Below are 20,720 nucleotides of genomic sequence, written 5' to 3'. Positions count from 1 at the left end.
CTTCCTTACTATTTAATATTATTTTCCTGAATAGAAATCATCGAAATACTTCTGATAGATTTCAAGGTACTGGTCTAAGCCGTAGCTATCAACCTGGTTAATGTATGCATTCCATGAATCATCTGTAATACCATCTCTGATGAACTCAGCCTTGCTTGAGTTTAAGTATGATACTAAATCTGTCTGGATTGCTGAAAGCTTTTCTGTGTCTTCTGCTGACATAAATACGCGTGGGTAAACATACTTGCAGTGCATATCATCTGTGTAGTAATCCTTGATCCAATCAAGACGATACTGTGCATCATCTGGGCATGTTACATACTTTCCGTAGTACTCATCAAGTACTGCAAGAGGACCACCAACGCACTCAGCCTCACGAACTTCTACTGGAGAAGCATCGCCAAGTGGTGCATGCTTAAGCATCTTCTCGCCATCTGCGTTCTCGCTAAGCTCGAAGATATCGAAATCATCATCTTCACCGTATGTTCCCCAGTTGTTCTGTGGAGACTGGAATGGATCATACATCTTATCAAGCCATGCGCAAACGAAAGCTGGGTTCTTGCATACACTTGTTACAACACAACGACCTCTATCAAAACCTGATGTAAATGAACCGTTCTGAGGTGTTACATTTACTGTATCAGCCTTAAGAGCCTTAAGTGGAACATAGTCCTGAATGTTATCGATGTTAGCTACATCCCATGTGAAGCAAACGCCATATCTGTGTGACTTACCCTTTGCAACGTATGTTGACCAATCCTGTGTAAAGCACTCTGGATCGATAAGTCCTTCAGCGTAGAGCTTGTGTAACCATTCAACACCCTTTCTGAAGCCATCTGTTGTTGCTGTACAAACAACCTTCTTGTCATCTGTAACTGCAATGTGCTGTCCCATATCAACATCACCGATACCATCGCCAAAACCGTTGATAAGAAGGTTTGGATCCTGGTCGTTTACGATGCAAGACATTGGAATGATGTCACCATCAATACCGAATTCCTTCTGAAGCTCTGGAGCGTGCTCCTGGAAAGCAAGTAATACCTGCTCGAATTCATCAACTGTTGTTGGTGTCTCAAGTCCAAGGAAATCTAACCATTTCTGGTTGATGAATGTCATGTTGTTACCAACTGTCTGGATAGCAGTCTTTTCTGAACCAAGCTGCTCAATCCATGGAAGTGCCCAGATGTGTCCATCAGCATCCTCACACATTGTGCGATACTCTGGGTACTTGTCAAATACTGCCTTAAGGTTTGGCATGTAGTTATCAATGTATTCTTCAACTGGAACGATAACGCCCTGGTCAGCATATCTGATTAAGTCGTTGTCGCCGAAGCCTGCTGTAAATACGAAATCTGTAAGTGTGTTTGCATTAGCCATGTTAAGTGAAATCTTGTCACCCCACTGGTCTGATGAAATTGCTGTCCAATCAACATGTACGTTTGTCTCTTCCTCTAATCTCTTGAAGATTGTACGCTTGTTTGGATCTTCTTCAGTTCCTACAGGATAGCTTGTTGTACCTGTAATAGTAACTGTCTCTGCAAGTGGGAATGTAAGGTTTTCCATATCAACCTTATCAGCGTTACTTGCATTGTTTCCCTTTGAACCGCAACCGGCAAACATTGTAGATGCCATTGTTACGGCTAGAGCTGCTGCAACAACTCTCTTTGCGCTTTTCATTTTCATTCTTTTCTCTCCTCCTATATATGAAACTACTTTAATGTAGTCTCTTACAGTGTTTTGTGACCCCTTATTGAAGTTAGCCCTTTACTGAACCTACCATAATTCCAGCATCGAAGTACTTCTGGAAGAATGGATACATTACAAGAAGTGGTAAACTTGAAATAATAATTGTTGAATACTTAAGTAGCTCTGCAAGTCTTGCTCTTTCAGCTGTAGACTGCATATCAGCAATCATACCTGCATCTGGCTGGTTCTGAATAAGGATAGCTCTAAGTACAAGCTGAAGTGGCTGCTTAGATGCTGTGTTTAAGTAAATCATAGCATCGAAGTAGCTGTTCCACATTCCTACGAACTGCCACAAGCAAAGTACTGCGATAACAGGTGTACATACTGGAAGAAGTATTCTGAAGAATAATGTAAGCTCGTTTGCGCCGTCAACCTCAGCTGCTTCTCTAAGCTCACCTGGGATTCCTCTAAAATATGTACGTGCAATAATCATGTTCCATACTGAGAATGCTCCAGGAAGAACTACTGCCCACATGCTATCAAGTAAGCCTAAGTTACTGATGAGCAAGTATGTAGGAATCAAACCACCACCAAAGAACATTGTAATCATGAAAATTACGTTAAAGAATTTTCTACCTTTAAAATCTTGTAAAGACATTGGGTAGGCACATAGCATTGTTATAGCTACTGAAAGGAAGGTGAACACCAATGAATAAATCACTGCATTTTTAAAGCCTACCCAAATTTGTCCATTGGAAATTACTCTTTCGTAAGCTGTAAGAGTCCATTTATCTAAGTCAAATGTAATACCTGTATTCTGTAATGTAATAGGATCCATGAAGGATGCTATTACGATATATACCATAGGAACGATTATCGCAAATACGAATAATGCTAAAATCAAATATCCTACAATTAAGAATGCTTTGTCACCAGCTGAATATCTGGAAAACGCACTTTTTTTCTTTTTCTTTGTTTCCATTTCATCCTCCTGATTACAGTCCCTGTCCATCATTCATCTTCTCTACAATCTTGTTAACTGAAATAAGCAAGATGAGATTGATTACTGTGTTGAACAAACCAACCGCTGTTGAATAACTGTAGTTTCCGTCAAGCAAACCTTTCTTATACACATAGGTTGCAATGATTTCCGAAGCACCAAGGTTAAGATCTGTCTGAAGTGCGTAAGCCTTCTCGAATCCGATACTCATGATGTTACCTGCCTGTAAGATGAACTGGATAACAACCATATCCTTGATTGCTGGCCATTCAACTGCCTTAATCTGCTGGAAGATATTTGCTCCGTCGATCTGAGCTGCTTCCTTTAATTCCTGGCTGGCATTCGCAAGTGATGCTGTGTACATAATTGATGCCCAACCAGCTCCCTGCCAGATACCACTTATAATGTAGATTGGTCTGAATGCTTCTGGCAATGTAAGGAAGTTAATTGTTGTATTAAACATCATATTAACTGGTCCTGTAACTGAAAGCAGAATTCTTACCATACCGCAAAGTACGATAACTGAGATGAAGTTTGGCATGTATAAAACAAGCTGAATCTTCTGCTTTATCTTACTGCTCTCTATTCTATTAAGAAGAAGTGCCAAAATGATTGGTACTGGGAAGCCCCACAACAATCCGAAAACACTAAGCTTCAAGGTGTTAATAAGATAAGACATAAAGTCTGGTGATGATAGGAACTGTTTGAAATATTCAAATCCTACCCATTCACTTCCAAAGAAGCCTTTAAAAGGGCTATACTTTTCAAAAGCAATCAATATACCGCCCATTGGCAGGTACTTAAATATGATTGTAAGTAATAGTGCTGGTCCTAAAAAGAACACATATAATCTCCAGTGATGCATAACGTAAGTAAGGGTGTTATGCAATTTTCCTTCCTTTTCCATTAATCCTCCTCAAAATATGTCACATTTATTTGTGCGTTTGCACAACTTGTTTATGCATAAACTATACCATGTTTTACATTTGTGTCAATGTATTTTTGTTTATTTGTAAAATTATAACAAGTATTTCCGCGAGTTTTTGTAACAATTTTCACATACATTTTTACATTTGACAAATAGATTTTTACATTTTATAATTAGACAGTAATATTTTACTAATGAATTAAATAAATTTTTAATTTTACATTTTTATATAGGAGAATATAATGGCAAACAAAGTTACTATTCAAGATATTGCCGATGCATTAGGGGTTTCTAGAAACACTGTATCAAAGGCTATCAACAATACCGGTATCCTTGCTGATGCCACCAGAGAAAAGGTTTTGGCAAAAGCTGTGGAAATGGGGTACAAACAATTTTCATACGCTAATTCAGTTTCTGATATATTAGGAAGCACTACTGTAAAAGAGCCATTAAAAACTGGGGAATTTGCTCTTTTCATAGGAAACTTCCTTGATAATTCCCACTTTGCATCTACTATGCTAGACAAATTTCAGCACGAAATCACAGGACTCGGCTACAGCATGACCATGCACAGAGTCACCAGTGACAACCTTAGGGACCTGACCTTTCCAGCCAGCTTTAGCAAAGAACGCACCGTTGGAATCATCTGCGTTGAAATGTTTAATCTGAAATATTGTGAGATGTTAGGAAGCCTTGATCTTCCACTTCTATTTGTAGATGCTCCTGTGGAAAGCCATGAAAAACAGCTAGCTGGTGACATCCTTATGATGGACAATTCTTCTGGAATCTATCAGCTTATATCAAATATGAAGGCTAGAGGTGTTAAAAAGATAGGGTTCGTAGGACAGGCAAATCACTGCCGTTCCTTCTTCGAAAGATATATGGCTTTCAGAAATGCCATGTATCTTAACGGCCTTCCAATAGATGAGAAATTCTGCCTTGTAGATATTCATCAGCATGGTCCGGATTATTTTTCAAATCTATTCAACGTTTTTTCAAAGCTGGATGAGCTTCCTGAGCTTATAATCTGCGCCAACGATTTCATTGCAATCGACATCGTTAACTGCCTTAAGATTATGGGCAAATCTTATCCAGATGATATGATGATTTGTGGCTTCGATGATTCAGCAGAATCAAAGGTAATGACACCAGCTCTTACCACCTGTCACATTCACTCACAGGCCATCGGCTACACAGCAGCTAATCTGCTGTTATCACGTATCGAGCAGCCTGATTTGAACTACAGAACTGTTTACACAGAGACAAATCTTATTTATAGAGCGTCTACTAGAGATTAATGCATATAGGAGTTTTTTATGCGTAATTTATTGAACTACGACGGACCAGTCCTTAGATTTTTAACAAAGGTTGTATACAGCGTTTGGCTCAACATCCTATGGTTCGTTTGCTGCATACCTGTTTTTACAATAGGTGCATCCACCACTGCCCTTTGTTACTGCACTCAGAAAATAGCAAGGGACGAGGAAGGATATATCACAAAGTCTTTCTTTTCAAGCTTTAAGAATGGATTTTTGAAAAGTACAATCATCGGAGTCATTATGACCGCACTTGGTGTGGTACTTGCCGTTGATGCTTATGTTATGTACCATTTATGCTTTACATCAGCATTTTGGACACTTGTCAGCGCCATCCTTGTGGTAGCCTGCATCGCATACATCATTGTACTATTATGGGTTTTTCCACTTAACGCCCACTTCGAAAATACGATAATCAATATGTTCAAGAATTCCATCATGCTTGGAATGAGATTTATCTTCTGCACTGTTATGATGGCTGGCGTATACGTAATCATGGCTTATCTCATCTACTACGTATGCACACCACTTATCATTTTAGGCGTAGGCACATGTGCATTGTTTTCTGCCATGCTTATGAAGAACATCTTAATCCAATGCGAAGAACAGAGTGAAAGCTAAAATTATGAAAGAAAGAAATTCAACCTTTAAAGAATTAAGCGCAAAACAAAAACTACAGTACATATGGGATTACTACAAAATCCACATAATCGTAACTGTAGTTTTGATTTGCGCTATTTTTTCTATTATCAAGACTATAAAAAACAGCAATTCAGCTGATTTATATGTAGCCTACGTAAATGTAGCCGTAGACGAATCCATGACAGATGAATTAGAATCCCAAAGCGGACTAATCATCAGCAGCTACCGTGATCTGCTCATCACAGAAGACCCATCCGGCGAAAACCTACAATACGCCTACGCTTCTTCCATGAAGCTTATGTCTGCCATCAGCGCTGAAAAGCTAGACATCATCATAGGCGATTCCTTCGCCATGGACAACGCAAAGGGCTCCGACTACCTGTTAGACCCTGAGGAATTCATCAAGGCCAACAACCCAACACTTTTAGATGAATTCGAGCCACTATTTATACGTGATGATGCCGGCAAGCCTTACGCCATCGACATCTCCGGCTTTCCACCATTTTCAGAGGCAGGCTACACCGAACCCATCTACCTAGGCATCATTGCCTCCGACACCAACACCGAATCAAAGCTGTCGCTACTGTCTACACTCTAGTAATCGCTACCCCACAGGCACTGCCACCCGCTGGTACCGTCCCCCTAGGTGGGGTGATACAGTCACAGATTTTAGATTATCTAAATGTGAAATCTTGCATATTTATTAGTAGGTGTTCTTACAATGTTTTACAATTCTATCAGTAAAGTATGTAGAGAGCGGACATATTTGTAATTTTAAAAAGCAAAATAATTTTTCTTAGCGAGTGTAGAAGCAAAAGCAATACTGCATAACTAGCTTCATACTTTTGCTTTGTAGGCTAATGATATCACCCCACCTAGGGGGACGGTACCAGCGGGTGGCAGTGCCTGTGGGGCGGGGATTATTTGATGCCTACGTATTCGTAGCCGGCAGCTTCTACGGCAGCCTTGATATCGGCTTCGGCTACGTCGGCTGAAGTTTTAAGGGTTACAAGGTTGGCCTCGTGGTTTGCTGTAGCCTCCTCGATTCCTGAAATCTTTTCAAGAGCTTCCTTTACGTGCGCTTCGCAGTGCATGCACATCATTCCATTAACTGTAATTTCCATAGTATTGTTTTCCTCCTTAACTGTTACATTGTTATTAATAAGCATATCGTGGCCCAAAGTGTTTCTCATTGGTTTGTCCTTTGAGCTGTCATGCATTTTAAGTAGATTTAGTCTTAGGGCGTTTGTTACAACGCAAAAGCTTGAAAGGCTCATTGCGGCTGCTCCAAACATTGGGTTGAGAGTCCAGCCGAAGGCGTGTATATAAGCACCTGCTGCAAGAGGTATTCCAATTACGTTGTAGAAGAATGCCCAGAATAGATTCTCGTGGATGTTTCTAAGTGTGGCCTTGCTAAGTCTTATGGCTGCAGCCACATCACTTAATCTGCTTTTTACCACTACCACATCAGCAGCATCTATTGCCACATCAGTGCCTGCGCCGATGGCTATTCCGATATCAGCACGTGTAAGGGCTGGCGCATCATTTATTCCGTCACCTACCATGGCAACCTTGCCATGCTCCTGAAGCTTTCTGATTACCTCTTCCTTGCCATCTGGCTTAACGCCTGATATAACCTCATCAACTCCAGCTTCCTTGGCAATAGCCTGTGCAGTCTTTTCGTTATCACCTGTAAGCATTACTACGTGAATGCCTAGATTCTTAAGGTGTTCTATTGCTTCTGCTGAATCATCCTTTATTACATCTGCAACAGAAATGATACCAAGATATGTTCCGCCCTTTGCGAAAAATAAAGGTGTCTCGCCTTTTTCTGAAAGCCTGTCGGCTAGGCCTACTATCTCATCGCTTACATCAACGTATTTCTTTATAAGCTCCAGGTTGCCGCCAACAGTTATCTCGCCATCCAGTTCAGCCTTGATGCCATGACCTGACAATGCTTCAAAGCCTGTAACCTCTGCTGGCTCCATGCCATTTTCAAGACCATTTTCTACAATGGCTTTTGCAAGCGGATGCTCGGATTTATTTTCAAGGGCAAAGGCTACTCTAAGTAAATCTACATCATCAACGCCTTCTGCTTCGAAAATTCCTACAACCTTTGGTTCGCCCTTTGTGATGGTGCCTGTTTTATCAAGTGCAATAATCTGAGTCTTTCCTGTTTCTTCCAGTGATACAGCGGTCTTAAACATGATGCCATTTTTTGCACCCATGCCGTTGCCTACCATAATGGCAACCGGTGTTGCAAGTCCCAGTGCACATGGGCAGCTGATTACAAGCACCGATATGGCCCTGGCAAGAGCAAAGCCGACTGACTGTCCTACAAGCATCCATATAATAAATGTAACAACAGCTATAGCTATAACAGCTGGTACAAATACCCCTGACACTTTATCTGCAATCTTTGCGATAGGCGCCTTGGTGGCTGCTGCATCGCTGACCATCTGGATAATCTGGGAAAGAGTGGTGTCCTTTCCAACGCGAGTGGCCTCACAAACCATATATCCGCTTTCGTTGCTGGTAGCTGCAGATACTGTATCCCCAACTGTCTTATCCACAGGGATGCTTTCACCTGTAAGGGCAGCTTCGTTAACAGCGCTGCTGCCTTCCACCACAACTCCATCCACAGGAATGTTGTCTCCTGGGCGTACTACAAACTTATCGCCTATTTTTACCTGTTCTATAGGAACCTCTACCTCTTTACCATCCTGCATGACAACAGCTGTTTTTGCCGCAAGCTTCATCAAATCCTTCAGAGCATTTGTGGTTCTGCCCTTGGAAATAGCCTCAAGCAATTTTCCCACAGTGATAAGAGTAAGAATCATGGCTGCAGATTCGAAATAAAACTCATGCATCAGCTCCATCACTCTTGTTGAGTCTCCATTCAACTGTGCCGTCGTCATTGCAAAAAGTGTATACACGCTATAAATAAAGGATGCAGCCGAACCTAAAGCAACAAGTGTGTCCATATTCGGCGCACCGTGAATAAGCCCTCTAAATCCACTGATAAAGAACTTCTGATTGATGACCATGATTGTTGCTGCAAGAATCAACTGGTAGATTCCCATACCGATATGGTTACCATCTAAGAATCCAGGCAATGGCCATTCCCACATCATGTGCCCCATGCTCACATACATAAGGGGAAGAATCAAAATAACCGATGCAATAAGTCTCTTTTTGATTTTGGGAGTTTCGGTATCCTTTAATTCATTATCATAATTAGGAATCGTACTGCCTGCATCCGAAGCCTGCCCCTTAACACTGGCTCCATAGCCAGCAGACTCAACTGCCTTTATGATAGCTGCTGCATCTGCACTGCCCTCTACACCCATGGAATTAGTAAGCAGGCTCACGGCACAGCTGTCAACACCAGGTACAGCCGAAACAGCCTTTTCCACCCTGGCCTGACAAGCAGCACAGCTCATTCCCGTAACATTGTATTGTTCCATAATATATCCTTTCTAACCGGATTACTTCATCAGCTTCTGTAAAACACCTACAAGCTCATCCACAACATCCTCGTTCCCCTCACGGATATTATCAGCCACGCAGGTTTTTACATGGTTCGCTAAAAGTACCTTGTTAAAGCTGTTAAGTGCTGATGTTATAGCAGAAACCTGCATCAGAATATCAGTACAATAAGCATCCTTCTCAAGCATATTCTCAACGCCCCTCACCTGGCCCTCGATACGCTTAAGACGATTCATTAAATCCTTATATTCCTTGTCATCACGGCTTTTGTGCTTGCCAGAACAGCAGCATTCACATGCTTCTACAGTAATCTCTTCCTTATTTCCCATAATTGTAACTCCTATATACATATACCCCATATGGGTATCTCTTATATTGCCATGATATACCCCCACAGGGTATTTGTCAAATTCTATTTATAATTAAGTGAATTTTCCCATTTTCCATTTACCACTTAAAAATCGGAAAATGGGTTAAGTGGGAAAAAGAAAAAAATATTTTCACTTAACTTTGATTAAATATTTTGAACTAAAGTTAAGTTTTATAGCAAAATGTATTTTTCCACTTAAATTCATGTTAAGTAAAAAATAGATATTCTCTATTTCCACTTAACTCTAGTATTAATCAACGCAAAAATGAGCAAAAAAGTTAAGTGAAAAATTTTTTCTTCTGAGAAAACTTAACAGGAATTTGTGATTTTAAGTGGAAAAATTATTTTCTCATTTTCACTTAACTTTGACAGGATTTTTTGTTAAGTGAAAATTCATTTTTTTACTATACACTTAAGTCATCAATTCTTGCTGCTATTATAATGATAGATCAACAAGAACTTGGCTTTGTGAGCAAGATTTTCTTTAAAAAATATTGGTCTGTATCCAGTTTTATATATTAAAAAGGGCGGTTCATTACGAACCGCCCACGCATGTTAGTTTCTTTATGTTTTTTATGTTAGTTTCTGCATATATGTTTGTTTAGTTCTGTCCGTAGTAAGCGTTTGCGCCGTGCTTACGGTTGAAATGCTTGTCACGGATACAATCTGGAGCTGGCTTAACCTGTGGGTTTACCTGCTCTGTGAAGAGTGCCATTTTAGCAACCTCTTCAAGTACAACTGCGTTGTACACTGCTTGGTCTGCATCCTTGCCCCATGTGAATGGGCCGTGGTTCTTGCAGATAACGCCTGGCACATATTTTGTATTGATTCCTCTGTCTTCGAAGGTCTCGATGATTACCTTACCAGTGTTTACTTCGTATGCCTCATCGATTTCCTTTTCAGTAAGGTTTCTTGTGCATGGAATTGTACCGCAGAAGTAATCTGCATGTGTTGTTCCATATAGCGGAATATCGCGGCCTGCCTGTGCCCATGCTACTGCATAAGTAGAATGAGTGTGGACAACTCCACCGATATTCTCGTACTTTTTGTATAACTCACAGTGAGTAGCTGTGTCAGAGCTTGGTCTATACTTGCCCTCTACAACCTCACCATCAAGATTTACAAGTACCATATCCTCTGGCTTTAAATCTTCATATTCTACGCCAGATGGCTTGATTGCAAATATTCCAGATTCTCTATCGATTCCGGAAACATTGCCCCATGTGTATGTTACAAGACCACGCTTTGGAAGCTCCATGTTGGCCTCGTACACCTGCTTCTTCAACTCTTCTAACATCTTATCTCTCTCCTAGTCCGTCCGTTACGGTCACAAGCATTATATTTCTCCGTTCGGCAACACGCCTCTCTTGAGAAATATAATAGCTTGTTACCTACGGACTCATCTAATATCCAAGCGGCTAACTATCTCCACTCCGCTACGGCGCAAGCCTCGGCTTTGAGTGCCTTTTTGTATTCTGCAATCCACTCGTCGTAGCCCTTAACCATTTCTGGGTCTGGCTCCATTGTGGTAGATTCCTGTCCTGCGAATACCTTTTCATCAAGGTAAGACTGAAGCTTCTGGCTCTTGTCGTCGCGGATGCAGTAGTTTGCAAGTACTGCCATACCCCAAGCGCCGCCTTCGCCAGCTGTTGCCATTACAGTGATTGGTGCATTAAGTGCAGCTGCAAGTACAGACTGACCAACGCCCTTTGTCTTAAAGAATCCACCGTGTCCTGTAATAGACTTGATAGAAACCTTTTCTTCCTTAAGAAGAATATCGTTACCTATCTTAAGAACACCAAGTGCTCCGTAAAGATTTGAACGCATAAAGTTTGCAAGTGTAAACTTTGCATCTGGCTGACGAACAACCATAGGACGTCCTTCGTTTACACCAACTACTGGCTCACCACCGAAGTAGTTGTAAGAAAGAACGCCGCCGCAGTTTGCATCCTCTGTAAGAGCCTTGCGGTAAAGTGTTCCGTAGATATCATTCATAGAAACATCTACGCCGAATGCATCTGCAAACTCCTTGAAAATTCCAATCCAAGAATTAAGGTCTGATGTACAGTTGTTGCAGTGAACCATTGCAACAGCCTCACCAGTTGGTGTTGTAACCATATCGATTTCCTCGTATGGCTTTGAAAGTGCCTTCTCTAAAACTACCATAGAGAATACTGATGTACCAGCTGATACATTACCTGTTCCAACTGAAACAGCATTTGTAGCAACCATACCTGTACCTGCATCACCTTCTGGTGGAGCAAGTGGGCAGCCTGGCTCGAGCTCGCCTGTTGGATCAAGAAGCTTTGCACCTTCAGCTGTAAGTGTACCTGCATCATCACCTGCTACAAGTACCTCTGGAAGTAAATCCTCTACCTTTGTAGTGATGCCGTGAGCATTTGCAAGCTTATTGAACTTCTCAAGCATTGCCTTATCATACTGGCAAGTCTTTGAATCGATTGGGAACATACCTGATGCTTCACCAACGCCTGCAACCTTACGGCCTGTCATCTTGTAGTGAACATATACTGCAAGTGTCATAAAGTAAGCTACATTCTTAACATGCTCTTCCTTATTAAGAATGCACTGATAGTAATGTGAAATACTCCAACGCTGAGGCATGTTGAAGTTAAGCTCCTTAGAAAGCTCTGTAGCAGCCTCGCTTGTGATTGTATTTCTCCATGTTCTAAATGGAACCAAAAGATTATCATCCTTATCGAATGCAAGATATCCATGCATCATTGCTGAAAATCCAATAGCACCAATCTTTGTAAGCTTTACATCATATTTGTCATTAACATCCTTCTTAAGCTTTGCGTAGCAATCCTGCACGCCAGCCCATACCTCTTCAAGAGGATATGTCCAGATGCCATTATCTAAATGGTTCTCCCACTCATGGTCGCCCTGAGCAAGCACCTTGTTGCTCTCATCAACCAAAACCGCCTTAATACGTGTAGAACCAAACTCAATACCAAGAGCAGTTTTCTTGCCCTCAGCAATCACCTCATTTATATTCATTCGCAAATTCCCCCTAGGTTATTGTGTTTTACTCACCGAATACGGCGATGTAGTCCTTCTGGAATTTCTCGATGCCAGCTGTTGTAAGTGGATGAACAGCCATCTGCTCGATTACCTTGTATGGTACAGTTGCAATATCAGCACCTGCAAGTGCGCAATCGTGAACGTGGATTGGATTGCGGATTGATGCAGCGATGATTTCTGTCTCATATCCATAGATGTCGAAGATGTCAGCGATATCGCGGATAAGCTCGATACCTGGCTGGTTGATATCATCAAGACGTCCAAGGAATGGTGAAACGTATGTAGCACCAGCGTTTGCAGCAAGAATAGCCTGGTTTGCTGTAAAGATAAGTGTTACGTTTGTCTTGATTCCCTCAGCTGAAAGAACCTTAACAGCCTTAAGACCTTCTAGTGTCATAGGAATCTTTACAATCATGTTTGGATGAAGAGCTGCGATTTCGCGGCCTTCCTTAATCATTCCTTCTGCATCAACAGTTGTAGCCTTAACTTCGCCTGAGATAGGGCCATCTACGATAGAAGCAATTTCCTTAAGGATTTCTTCCTGGCTACGTCCACCCTCTTTTGCGATAAGAGATGGGTTTGTTGTAACACCACAGATAACTCCTAAATCATTTGCTTTTCTAATGTCCTCAATTTTTCCAGTATCAACGAATAACTTCATTTTTTCTCCTTCTTTCTTTGGCCATGCCAATACATTAATTACTCATGAAAGCGTTACTGCTTCACACTAATTAAAGTGTATATGTTTTGCTTTCTGGCTTCAATCAAATAAATGACTTTGTAATGGCACAATTTTTACTTCAATAGCTCAGCAACCAGCAGGATTACTTTCCGTATACAAGATTTCCAAGTGCAAGGTCACGCTTGAAATCACGAATCTTTGTATCCTTATCAATGAATACAGCCTCGATGCCCATAGCAGCTGCCCAGTCACCCATCTGCTCTGCAGTAAGGTCATAAGAGAATGCTGTATGATGTGCACCACCTGCAAGGAGCCATGCCTCTGTTCCTGTGTAGAAATCTGGTTGTGGTGTCCAGAAGTTGATTGCTGTAGGAAGCTTTGGAAGTGGCTTTTCTACCTTCTTGCAATCTACATCCTGAATAATGAGACGGAATCTGTCGCCAAGGTCGATAAGTGATGTAGCAACACCCTTGCCTTCCTTTGACTGGAATACAAGACGAGCTGGATCTTCTCTGTCGCCCATTGAAAGTGGCTGGACCTTAATCTGTGGCTTTTCTGCTGCAAGTGAAGGACAAACCTCAAGCATGTGAGCCTGGATGATACCTTCCTTACCCTTTACAAGGTTGTATGTATAATCCTCAAGCATTGATGTACCCTTGGCATCCTTGATGCCTGTTGTCATAATCTTCATGAGGCGAACCATAGCTGCAACCTTCCAGTCACCTTCAGCACCAAAGCCATAGCCCTTTTCCATTAATCTCTGGATTGCAAGACCTGGAAGCTGCTTAAGTGAACCAAGGTCACCAAAGTGTGTAACGATTGCCTGATAGTTCTTCTCCTCCAAGAATCTCTCGAAGCCAAGCTCGATCTGTGCCTGAACTGCAACGTGCTTCTTGAACTCCTCTGGGTCTCTGCCCTCAAGGCAGATATCATATTTATCATAATACTCATCTACAAGTACATTTACGTCTGACTGAGATACAGCCTCAACAGCCTGCGCGATTTCATTTACTGGATAAGCATCTACTTCCCAACCGAACTTAAGCTGAGCCTCTACCTTATCACCTTCTGTAACTGCAACGTTTCTCATGTTGTCAGCTACACGCATAACGCGGATGTGGCTAGATTCTACAACACCTACTGCTGTACGCATCCATGAACCAAGCTTGTCCTGAACCTCTGCATCCTGCCAGAAGCCCACAATTGTCTTTCTCTCGATACCCATTCTTGAAAGGATGTGAGCGTATTCTCTATCGCCGTGTGCTGCCTGGTTTTCGTTCATGAAATCCATATCCATTGTCTCGTATGGAATCTCACGGTTGTACTGTGTGTGAAGATGGCAAAGTGGCTTTCTAAATTCCTGATGTCCTAAAATCCATGACTTTGCTGGTGAGAATGTGTGCATCCATGTGATTACACCTGCACAAGTTGGATCATTGTTTGCCTCGTTAAATGTGCGTCTAATTACTTCGTTTGTAATCATTGTTGGCTTCCATACAACTTCAAAAGGAAGACGGCCAGACTTGTTTAAGCAATCAACGATTTCCTTTGAATGTGCTGCAACGTGCTCTAAGCACTCGTCACCGTACAAATCCTGTGATCCTGTACAGAACCAAAACTTGTAGTTAAGCTGTGTTTTCATAATAATTTTACCCTCCGCTTGTGTTTTAGTACCTAAAAAAAGAATACAACTTGTTTGCAAGTATACACAAGTTGTATTCCGTAATGATTCTTTTCCAGTTTTACGCTGATTAGCGGTGGGTATACAAGTGAATTCCACCATGTACAAGTGGACTTATCGTATCATGGTTTTCTGCTCTGTACTCCAATACATGTTTTTAAATTCCGTTGGAGTGCAGCCCTTTTGGAGCTTAAACATTCTTATAAAAGAAGATATAGACATAAAGCCGCAGCTAAGAGCAACATCCGTTACCGAATTGCCTGGTTCAATCAGTAGCTCCTGGGCCCTGGCGATTCTCTTTTGGTTTACATATCTATAGAAGCTTACGCCTGTGAACTGCTTGAACAATCTTTCAAAATAGAATTTACTAAATCCACTTTTATTTGCCACCTCGTCAAGCTTTAAATCCTCTGTACAATGGGCATTGATATAATCGCAAATTTCCAAAAGCTTGCTTGCATAATTTTCTCTGGACATAGAGCTTATGTCGTTATCCTTATTATTAGGGACAGTATAATTATTTCCAATTAATACAAGCATTTTCAAAAACTTGCTATAAATATCTACCTCAGAATAAGAATTTCCCTTAAGATATTCCTCTCTGATTTCAAGCAGCATATTAGCAAGAGACTCATGTATATCAGGGTATTCCTCTGGCGTGATTACAGCGTAAGGAGAAAGAATTGCAATAAGCACCTCAACCTCCTTCATATATCGTAAATACGTAGTGTTAGGTTGAAAAATGATTCTTCGTCCTGTTTTAGGTGCACTGATTCCATGTATGCAGCCAGGACAAATAATGCAGATATCCCTTTCTCTAAGCTCCACTGAAGAATTAGAAAATTGCATATAATATCCATTATTTACAGGCATGATAATCTCAAGAGCAGGATGCCAGTGCATTGGATAATCTTCATATTGAACATTATCGTAAAGTTTTAAATTAGTACTATTCTTATAATTTACGGTCTCGAAAATACCATCTAAAGTTTCAATCATAACATTTCCCTTTCCAGCAAGAATTAGAAGTAATTGCTACTATTAATTGTTGCGTTTATAAGCAAAAATTGCAAGACTTTTTTCAAAAGTTGTCCTTTAGTTACGATTATATTTATACATTATGCACTATTCGATTTTTTTAATTTAGGTATATTTGAATAAAGTGCCGATTTTTCAAGTTTTTTCTAGGGCAATTTTTGATAATCAAAAAACAATAATTCAAAAGAATGTGACTATACTGTATGCTACATTAAATTTAACAAGTAACACAGGATGAATTGTTGGGGATTCATCCAAATTTCATATGAGAAGGAGAACGGTAATGAAAAAAAAGTTTTTAGCAACACTACTATCAACAATCATGGCTGCATCTCTATTAACCGGATGCGGTGGTACAAGTAGCTCTGGAGACACAGCTTCTTCAGGCGGGGATGGCGTTCAGGAAATCACTTGGATGTTCTGGGATGACCTTGATGCCACACAGGATCTTATCTCTCTCGGATACAAAGAGAACGTTGAAAGATTCAACAAAGATTACGAAGGTAAGTATCATGTAAATGTTGTTACTACAAACCTTGAAGAATATTACGACAAGTTGAATGCATTAGTTGCAGCTGGGGAAACTCCTGATGTATTTATTGTCAGCCCAGGACCACAGCTTACAGATTATGTAGCTCCTGGCATCGCTGCTCCACTTGATGACTATCTTGCAGATGGTTGGAAGGATACCTTCACAAGTGACGCAGTATTCACACAGCAGACATACGATGGCAAGATTTATGCAGTACCTCTTAACACAGCTGCTGCTTGCTGTTTCTATAACACAAAGATGTTTGAGGATGCAGGCGTTGAAGTTCCTACAAACTGGGATGAAATGCTTACAGCATGTGACAAGCTTCAGAAGGCTGGTTACACACCAATCACAATTTCAGCTGGTACAGCTTGGTGCTTATCAATGGTAGCTGGTTACCTTTGTGAGGAAGAAGGCGTTGACCTTGCTAAGCTTGCAGATGGTAGCGCTTCTTGGGAAGATGGAAAGCTTGAAGCAGCAGCTACAAAGCTTGTTGAGCTTTCAAAGTACTTCCAGCCTACAGCAGCTGGTGACACAAACGATGTAGCTACAGCAAACTTCTACAACGAAGAAGCTGCTATCCTTATCCAGGGTTCATGGGCAATCGGCCAGATCAACGGTGAGAACCCAGAATTCGAAGCTAACTGTGGTGTATTCCAGTTCCCAGGTTGTGAAAGACTTATCGCTAAGTCAGATTCACTTTGCATGAGCTCTTCTACAAAGTGCCCAGAGGCTTGCGCAGCTTTCATGAAGTACTTTACAGATGACACAGCTCAGAAGTACACAGCAGAGGTTGGTGGAAAGATTCCTGTAACAAAGGTTGAGTACGATGCTTCAAAGGCTCCTGCACAGCTTGCTTACGTAATGGACATCTTTGAAAATGCGAAGGGTACATTCGGATTCTACAACGAGTCAATGCCTACAACAGAGACAGGCTCACACTTTGATGACACAATGGTATCAGTATTCCTTGGTGATATGACACCAGCTGAGGCTGCTACCGATATGGAAGAATTTTACGAGGCAAATTGCCGTTAATAACATTCTTTTTCTTCAATACCTTTATTGTATGGGGCGCAACTTCCCTGCGCCCCTATTCTTTTATCAAAATGAGCACATTAAGGAAGTAAGGTTATGGATAAATTATTAAGAAACAAAAAGGCCATCGTCATATTTATGGCGCCTGCCCTTATACTATTTACTTTTATTTTATTTATTCCAATTTGTCAGTCTGTTTACTACTCTTTTTGTGATTACAACGCACTGACACCTGCAAAATTTGTTGGATTAAAAAACTATCAGGGATTACTTGGAGATAAGACTTTAAAGATTGCACTTAAAAACTCTATCTTCTTTCTCATCTATTCCTGCGTAACTCAGCTTATTATGGGTCTGTTTTTAGCAGCCCTTCTAACCAATATAGATAAAGGAAGAAATCTTTTTAAAAACATCATCTACCTACCATGTGTTCTTTCATCAGCAGCACTTGGTTTGCTATGGATGTTCATTTTCAGCCCAAAGCTTGGTATCAACCAGTTACTTCAGAAAATGGGAATGGAAGGTCCACTTTGGCTCATGGATACAAAAGGCTTCATCATCCTTCCAATGTGGGTAATCGCATTCGTTGCTTTATGGCAGTATGTTGGACAGTCAATGATGCTTTACATGGCTCAGATTTCTGGAATCAGCAAATCATTATATGAAGCCAGCTACATCGATGGCTGCAGCAAGGCAATGAGCTTTAGATACATCACTCTTCCACTTGTAAGACCAATGGTTGCTACAGCAATGTCTCTTAACGCCATCGGCTCACTTAAGTTCTTCGACATGATTTTCAACATGACCGAAGGTGGTCCTAATCACAAGACCGAGGTTCTTGCAACACACCTTTATCAGCAAGGCTTTAAGTATTTCAAATACGGCTACGCCAGCGCAATCGGCGTGTTATTGCTTGTGCTTTGCTTGGCTGTAACATTGTTTATAAATAAGGTTGTAAAAACCGAGCCTTACGAGATGTAGGAGGGCGTGAACATGAAAAAAGTATCTATTTGGAAAATAATCATTTATATCTTTTTGGTGCTGATGGCAGTGCTATATTTAGCACCACTACTTTGGACTTTTAATGTGGCCTTCAAAACAAACAAGGAGATTTTCACAGCTCCATTTGCTTTACCACAGAATCCAACCTTTGAAAACTTCACCTTTGCCTGGACTGCTGGAAAGCTTGGCATCGCAACACTTAATTCTTTCATCGTCTGCGTTGTAACACTTTTATTTAGCATGATTATCGGCTCCATGGCAGCCTTCGGAATCGCAAGATTACGCTGGAAGTTTTCACATTTAGCACTTGTATATTTCCTTACTGGAATGATGATTCCTGTACACTGCGTATTGATTCCACTTTTCACTCGCTTTGCAAAGGTTGGCTTATCAAACAGCCTTACAGGCTTGATTCTTCCATATTTGACCTTCTCTCTTCCAATCACCATTTTCATCATGGTTGGTTTCTTCGAGGGAATGCCAAACGAACTGATTGAGAGTGCCTGCATCGACGGCGCATCAATCTACCAGATTTTCTTTAAGGTATGTCTTCCACTTGGAAAGACAGGACTTTTCGTTACAGGCCTTATGACCTTCGTAGGCAACTGGAACGAGCTTTTACTTGCAATGGTATTTATATCCGACGATATGAAGAAAACACTTCCTGTTTCTCTTTCAAAATTCGTTGGACCTTATAATACAAACTACTCACAGATGTTTGCAGCCATCATCATCGCAATCATACCAACAATCATTGTATATTGCGCATTCTCTAACCAGATTGTAGATGGATTGACTGCGGGGGCTGTGAAAGGATAAGGAGAAAAGAGAGAATAATAATGAAAACACAAAACAAACCCCTAGTTACTGAACTATTCACAGCAGATCCTTCTGCTCACGTGTACGAGGACAAGATTTACATCTATCCTTCACACGACATTCCTCACAATGGCGAGGACAATGACAACGGTGATGAATACCAGATGGAGGATTATCACATCTTCTCTATGGATGAAAACAGCGACGAGGTTACAGACCACGGCATGGTATTACATCAGGATGATGTGCCATGGGTTAGCACACAGATGTGGGCTCCAGACTGTGTCTTCAAAAACGACACATACCACTTAGTATTCCCAGCAAGAGACAAAGATGGAATCTTCAGACTTGGTATCGCCGATGGCAAAAAGCCATACGGCCCATTTACTCCAAGACCTAACTACATAAAGGGAAGCTTCAGTATTGATCCTTGCTCTTTCATCGATGATGACGGACAGGTTTACATCTACTTCGGAGGCCTTTGGGGCGGTCAGCTTGAGAAATACCGCACAGGCACATTTGATCCAAACGGCACAGAGCCAGAAAAAAATGAACACGCTGTATGGCCAAAGGTTGCACCAATGTTAGATGATATGACCGAATTTGCTAAGGCTCCTTCAGATGTTGTAATCCTTGATGAAAACGGCAACGAGCTTCTCGCTGGCGATGAAGACAGAAGATACTTCGAGGACCCATGGATGCACAAGCACAACGGCAAGTACTACTTCTCTTACTCAACAGGTACAACACACTATATCGTATATGCGATATCAGATAGTCCTTACGGACCATTCACATATCAGGGACGCATCCTTGAGCCAGTACTTGGTTGGACAACCCACCACTCTATCGTGGAATATCATGGCAAGACATATTTGTTCTATCATGATTGCGAGATTTCAGGTGGCATCAACCACCGTCGTAATGTTAAGTACTGCGAGCTTGAGTACAATGCTGATGGTACTATTAAGACTATTACACCGGAGTATAAGTAAGAATAAGGTTTTATAAGAGGCTAGCAGGTTGGCTAGCCTCTTTTTTTGTGTTAAACCTGCTGGCGAGAGGGTACCCAATAAATGGGAGTGTATCAATGATTCCCTTCGGCACTGACGCGTCATTGACACACTCCCATTTATTGGGTACAGATTAGTCAAGCAGGTTTGAAGGTGGGGGGCTGTGGCAGGCCGCCACCGCGTTTTCAGGGATTCAGCGGGCTGTGTGGCTTTGAGATTTGTGGAGCTACGGCAATTTGCTATAAATAAGTGCTTTTTACCGTAATATTTCGCTGATATTGGGCTGTTTTTCTATTATTCCTTAATTTTACTTTAGTTGATTAAAGTGTATTCCGCTATTTTTAATATGTGTAGCCTAGTTACGCCACACTGCCTAATCTCATTACAGCACAAATTCATATTTTCACTGGTTTTACGTAACACTACACTATTTTCCTCTATT

17 protein-coding genes are annotated in these 20,720 nt (G+C 41.2%); 7 read left to right on the top strand and 10 right to left on the bottom strand.

All coding sequences use genetic code 11. The annotated features are described in order from the left end of the window. Positions 1–18 precede the first annotated feature (18 nt). The 3 genes from BM097_RS04370 to BM097_RS04360 form a co-directional block, all read right to left on the bottom strand. Positions 19–1,683 carry an ABC transporter substrate-binding protein gene (locus tag BM097_RS04370; protein WP_090546271.1) on the bottom strand — a complete coding sequence of 555 codons (1,665 nt, stop codon included), beginning with the start codon at positions 1,681–1,683 and terminating at the stop codon, positions 19–21. Positions 1,684–1,756: 73 nt separating this feature from the next. Further along, entirely contained in the window at positions 1,757–2,668 is a 912-nt protein-coding gene (locus tag BM097_RS04365) for a carbohydrate ABC transporter permease (protein ID WP_242944656.1), read from the bottom strand. A 13-nt stretch (positions 2,669–2,681) separates the two neighbouring features. Further along, positions 2,682–3,593, bottom strand: coding sequence for an ABC transporter permease (locus BM097_RS04360; RefSeq protein ID WP_090546267.1), 912 nt, complete (start codon positions 3,591–3,593; stop codon positions 2,682–2,684). Positions 3,594–3,856: 263 nt separating this feature from the next. On the opposite strand from BM097_RS04360, the gene BM097_RS04355 reads away from it, so the two are divergent. Genes BM097_RS04355 through BM097_RS04345 form a run of 3 tightly spaced genes read left to right on the top strand, consistent with a single transcriptional unit; the run spans position 3,857 to position 6,170 of the window. Further along, positions 3,857–4,912: a LacI family DNA-binding transcriptional regulator gene (locus BM097_RS04355; protein ID WP_090546265.1), complete on the top strand. Its 1,056-nt coding sequence runs from the start codon at positions 3,857–3,859 to the stop codon at positions 4,910–4,912. Positions 4,913–4,930: 18 nt separating this feature from the next. Beyond that, positions 4,931–5,551, top strand: coding sequence for a YesL family protein (locus BM097_RS04350; protein ID WP_090546263.1), 621 nt, complete (start codon positions 4,931–4,933; stop codon positions 5,549–5,551). A gap of 4 nt (positions 5,552–5,555) precedes the next feature. After that, complete coding sequence (locus tag BM097_RS04345) at positions 5,556–6,170, top strand: hypothetical protein (protein WP_143084955.1); 615 nt, start codon at positions 5,556–5,558, stop codon at positions 6,168–6,170. A 322-nt stretch (positions 6,171–6,492) separates the two neighbouring features. Here BM097_RS04345 and BM097_RS04340 read toward each other — a convergent pair whose 3' ends face one another. The 7 genes from BM097_RS04340 to BM097_RS04310 form a co-directional block, all read right to left on the bottom strand. Continuing rightward, positions 6,493–9,039 (bottom strand): heavy metal translocating P-type ATPase, encoded by a 2,547-nt coding sequence (locus BM097_RS04340; RefSeq protein ID WP_090546258.1) that lies wholly within the window; start codon positions 9,037–9,039, stop codon positions 6,493–6,495. 21 nt (positions 9,040–9,060) lie between these two features. After that, positions 9,061–9,390, bottom strand: coding sequence for a metal-sensing transcriptional repressor (locus tag BM097_RS04335; protein WP_090546256.1), 330 nt, complete (start codon positions 9,388–9,390; stop codon positions 9,061–9,063). A 642-nt stretch (positions 9,391–10,032) separates the two neighbouring features. Beyond that, positions 10,033–10,728 (bottom strand): L-ribulose-5-phosphate 4-epimerase, encoded by a 696-nt coding sequence (locus tag BM097_RS04330; protein ID WP_072918251.1) that lies wholly within the window; start codon positions 10,726–10,728, stop codon positions 10,033–10,035. 125 nt (positions 10,729–10,853) lie between these two features. Further along, positions 10,854–12,449: a xylulokinase gene (locus BM097_RS04325; RefSeq protein ID WP_090546254.1), complete on the bottom strand. Its 1,596-nt coding sequence runs from the start codon at positions 12,447–12,449 to the stop codon at positions 10,854–10,856. Positions 12,450–12,477: 28 nt separating this feature from the next. Beyond that, positions 12,478–13,134, bottom strand: coding sequence for a fructose-6-phosphate aldolase (fsa, locus tag BM097_RS04320; RefSeq protein ID WP_028235785.1), 657 nt, complete (start codon positions 13,132–13,134; stop codon positions 12,478–12,480). A 163-nt stretch (positions 13,135–13,297) separates the two neighbouring features. Next, entirely contained in the window at positions 13,298–14,797 is a 1,500-nt protein-coding gene (gene araA / locus BM097_RS04315) for an L-arabinose isomerase (RefSeq protein ID WP_177197368.1), read from the bottom strand. Positions 14,798–14,950: 153 nt separating this feature from the next. Further along, a complete protein-coding gene (locus tag BM097_RS04310) occupies positions 14,951–15,835 on the bottom strand; it encodes an AraC family transcriptional regulator (RefSeq protein ID WP_090546252.1) in 885 nt (294 codons plus the stop codon). 322 nt (positions 15,836–16,157) lie between these two features. Here BM097_RS04310 and BM097_RS04305 point away from each other — a divergent pair, with 322 nt between their 5' ends. The 4 genes from BM097_RS04305 (at position 16,158) to BM097_RS04290 (ending at position 20,260) form a co-directional block, all read left to right on the top strand. Beyond that, positions 16,158–17,444, top strand: coding sequence for an ABC transporter substrate-binding protein (locus BM097_RS04305; protein ID WP_090546249.1), 1,287 nt, complete (start codon positions 16,158–16,160; stop codon positions 17,442–17,444). A gap of 96 nt (positions 17,445–17,540) precedes the next feature. Then, positions 17,541–18,425 (top strand): carbohydrate ABC transporter permease, encoded by an 885-nt coding sequence (locus BM097_RS04300; RefSeq protein WP_090546246.1) that lies wholly within the window; start codon positions 17,541–17,543, stop codon positions 18,423–18,425. A 12-nt stretch (positions 18,426–18,437) separates the two neighbouring features. Further along, positions 18,438–19,265, top strand: a complete 828-nt coding sequence (locus tag BM097_RS04295) for a carbohydrate ABC transporter permease (protein WP_090546244.1) — start codon at positions 18,438–18,440, stop codon at positions 19,263–19,265. 20 nt (positions 19,266–19,285) lie between these two features. Beyond that, on the top strand, positions 19,286–20,260 hold the full coding sequence (locus tag BM097_RS04290; RefSeq protein WP_090546242.1) for a glycoside hydrolase family 43 protein: 975 nt from the start codon (positions 19,286–19,288) through the stop codon (positions 20,258–20,260). Positions 20,261–20,720: the final 460 nt, after the last annotated feature.

It is taken from the genome of Pseudobutyrivibrio sp. OR37 (assembly GCF_900113655.1).
GTDB lineage: Bacteria > Bacillota > Clostridia > Lachnospirales > Lachnospiraceae > Pseudobutyrivibrio.
This window is presented reverse-complemented; position numbering and strand designations above follow the sequence as displayed.

What these genes read in the sequence shown, in the direction of transcription:
- fsa (WP_028235785.1), bottom strand. Translation starts at nt 13,134, where the DNA reads ATGAAGTTATTCGTTGATACTGGAAAAATTGAGGACATTAGAAAAGCA.
- BM097_RS04335 (WP_090546256.1), bottom strand. Translation starts at nt 9,390, where the DNA reads ATGGGAAATAAGGAAGAGATTACTGTAGAAGCATGTGAATGCTGCTGT.
- BM097_RS04295 (WP_090546244.1), top strand. Translation starts at nt 18,438, where the DNA reads ATGAAAAAAGTATCTATTTGGAAAATAATCATTTATATCTTTTTGGTG.
- BM097_RS04290 (WP_090546242.1), top strand. Translation starts at nt 19,286, where the DNA reads ATGAAAACACAAAACAAACCCCTAGTTACTGAACTATTCACAGCAGAT.
- BM097_RS04300 (WP_090546246.1), top strand. Translation starts at nt 17,541, where the DNA reads ATGGATAAATTATTAAGAAACAAAAAGGCCATCGTCATATTTATGGCG.
- BM097_RS04345 (WP_143084955.1), top strand. Translation starts at nt 5,556, where the DNA reads ATGAAAGAAAGAAATTCAACCTTTAAAGAATTAAGCGCAAAACAAAAA.
- BM097_RS04330 (WP_072918251.1), bottom strand. Translation starts at nt 10,728, where the DNA reads ATGTTAGAAGAGTTGAAGAAGCAGGTGTACGAGGCCAACATGGAGCTT.
- BM097_RS04370 (WP_090546271.1), bottom strand. Translation starts at nt 1,683, where the DNA reads ATGAAAATGAAAAGCGCAAAGAGAGTTGTTGCAGCAGCTCTAGCCGTA.
- BM097_RS04365 (WP_242944656.1), bottom strand. Translation starts at nt 2,668, where the DNA reads ATGGAAACAAAGAAAAAGAAAAAAAGTGCGTTTTCCAGATATTCAGCT.
- araA (WP_177197368.1), bottom strand. Translation starts at nt 14,797, where the DNA reads ATGAAAACACAGCTTAACTACAAGTTTTGGTTCTGTACAGGATCACAG.
- BM097_RS04350 (WP_090546263.1), top strand. Translation starts at nt 4,931, where the DNA reads ATGCGTAATTTATTGAACTACGACGGACCAGTCCTTAGATTTTTAACA.
- BM097_RS04360 (WP_090546267.1), bottom strand. Translation starts at nt 3,593, where the DNA reads ATGGAAAAGGAAGGAAAATTGCATAACACCCTTACTTACGTTATGCAT.
- BM097_RS04325 (WP_090546254.1), bottom strand. Translation starts at nt 12,449, where the DNA reads ATGAATATAAATGAGGTGATTGCTGAGGGCAAGAAAACTGCTCTTGGT.
- BM097_RS04305 (WP_090546249.1), top strand. Translation starts at nt 16,158, where the DNA reads ATGAAAAAAAAGTTTTTAGCAACACTACTATCAACAATCATGGCTGCA.
- BM097_RS04355 (WP_090546265.1), top strand. Translation starts at nt 3,857, where the DNA reads ATGGCAAACAAAGTTACTATTCAAGATATTGCCGATGCATTAGGGGTT.
- BM097_RS04310 (WP_090546252.1), bottom strand. Translation starts at nt 15,835, where the DNA reads ATGATTGAAACTTTAGATGGTATTTTCGAGACCGTAAATTATAAGAAT.
- BM097_RS04340 (WP_090546258.1), bottom strand. Translation starts at nt 9,039, where the DNA reads ATGGAACAATACAATGTTACGGGAATGAGCTGTGCTGCTTGTCAGGCC.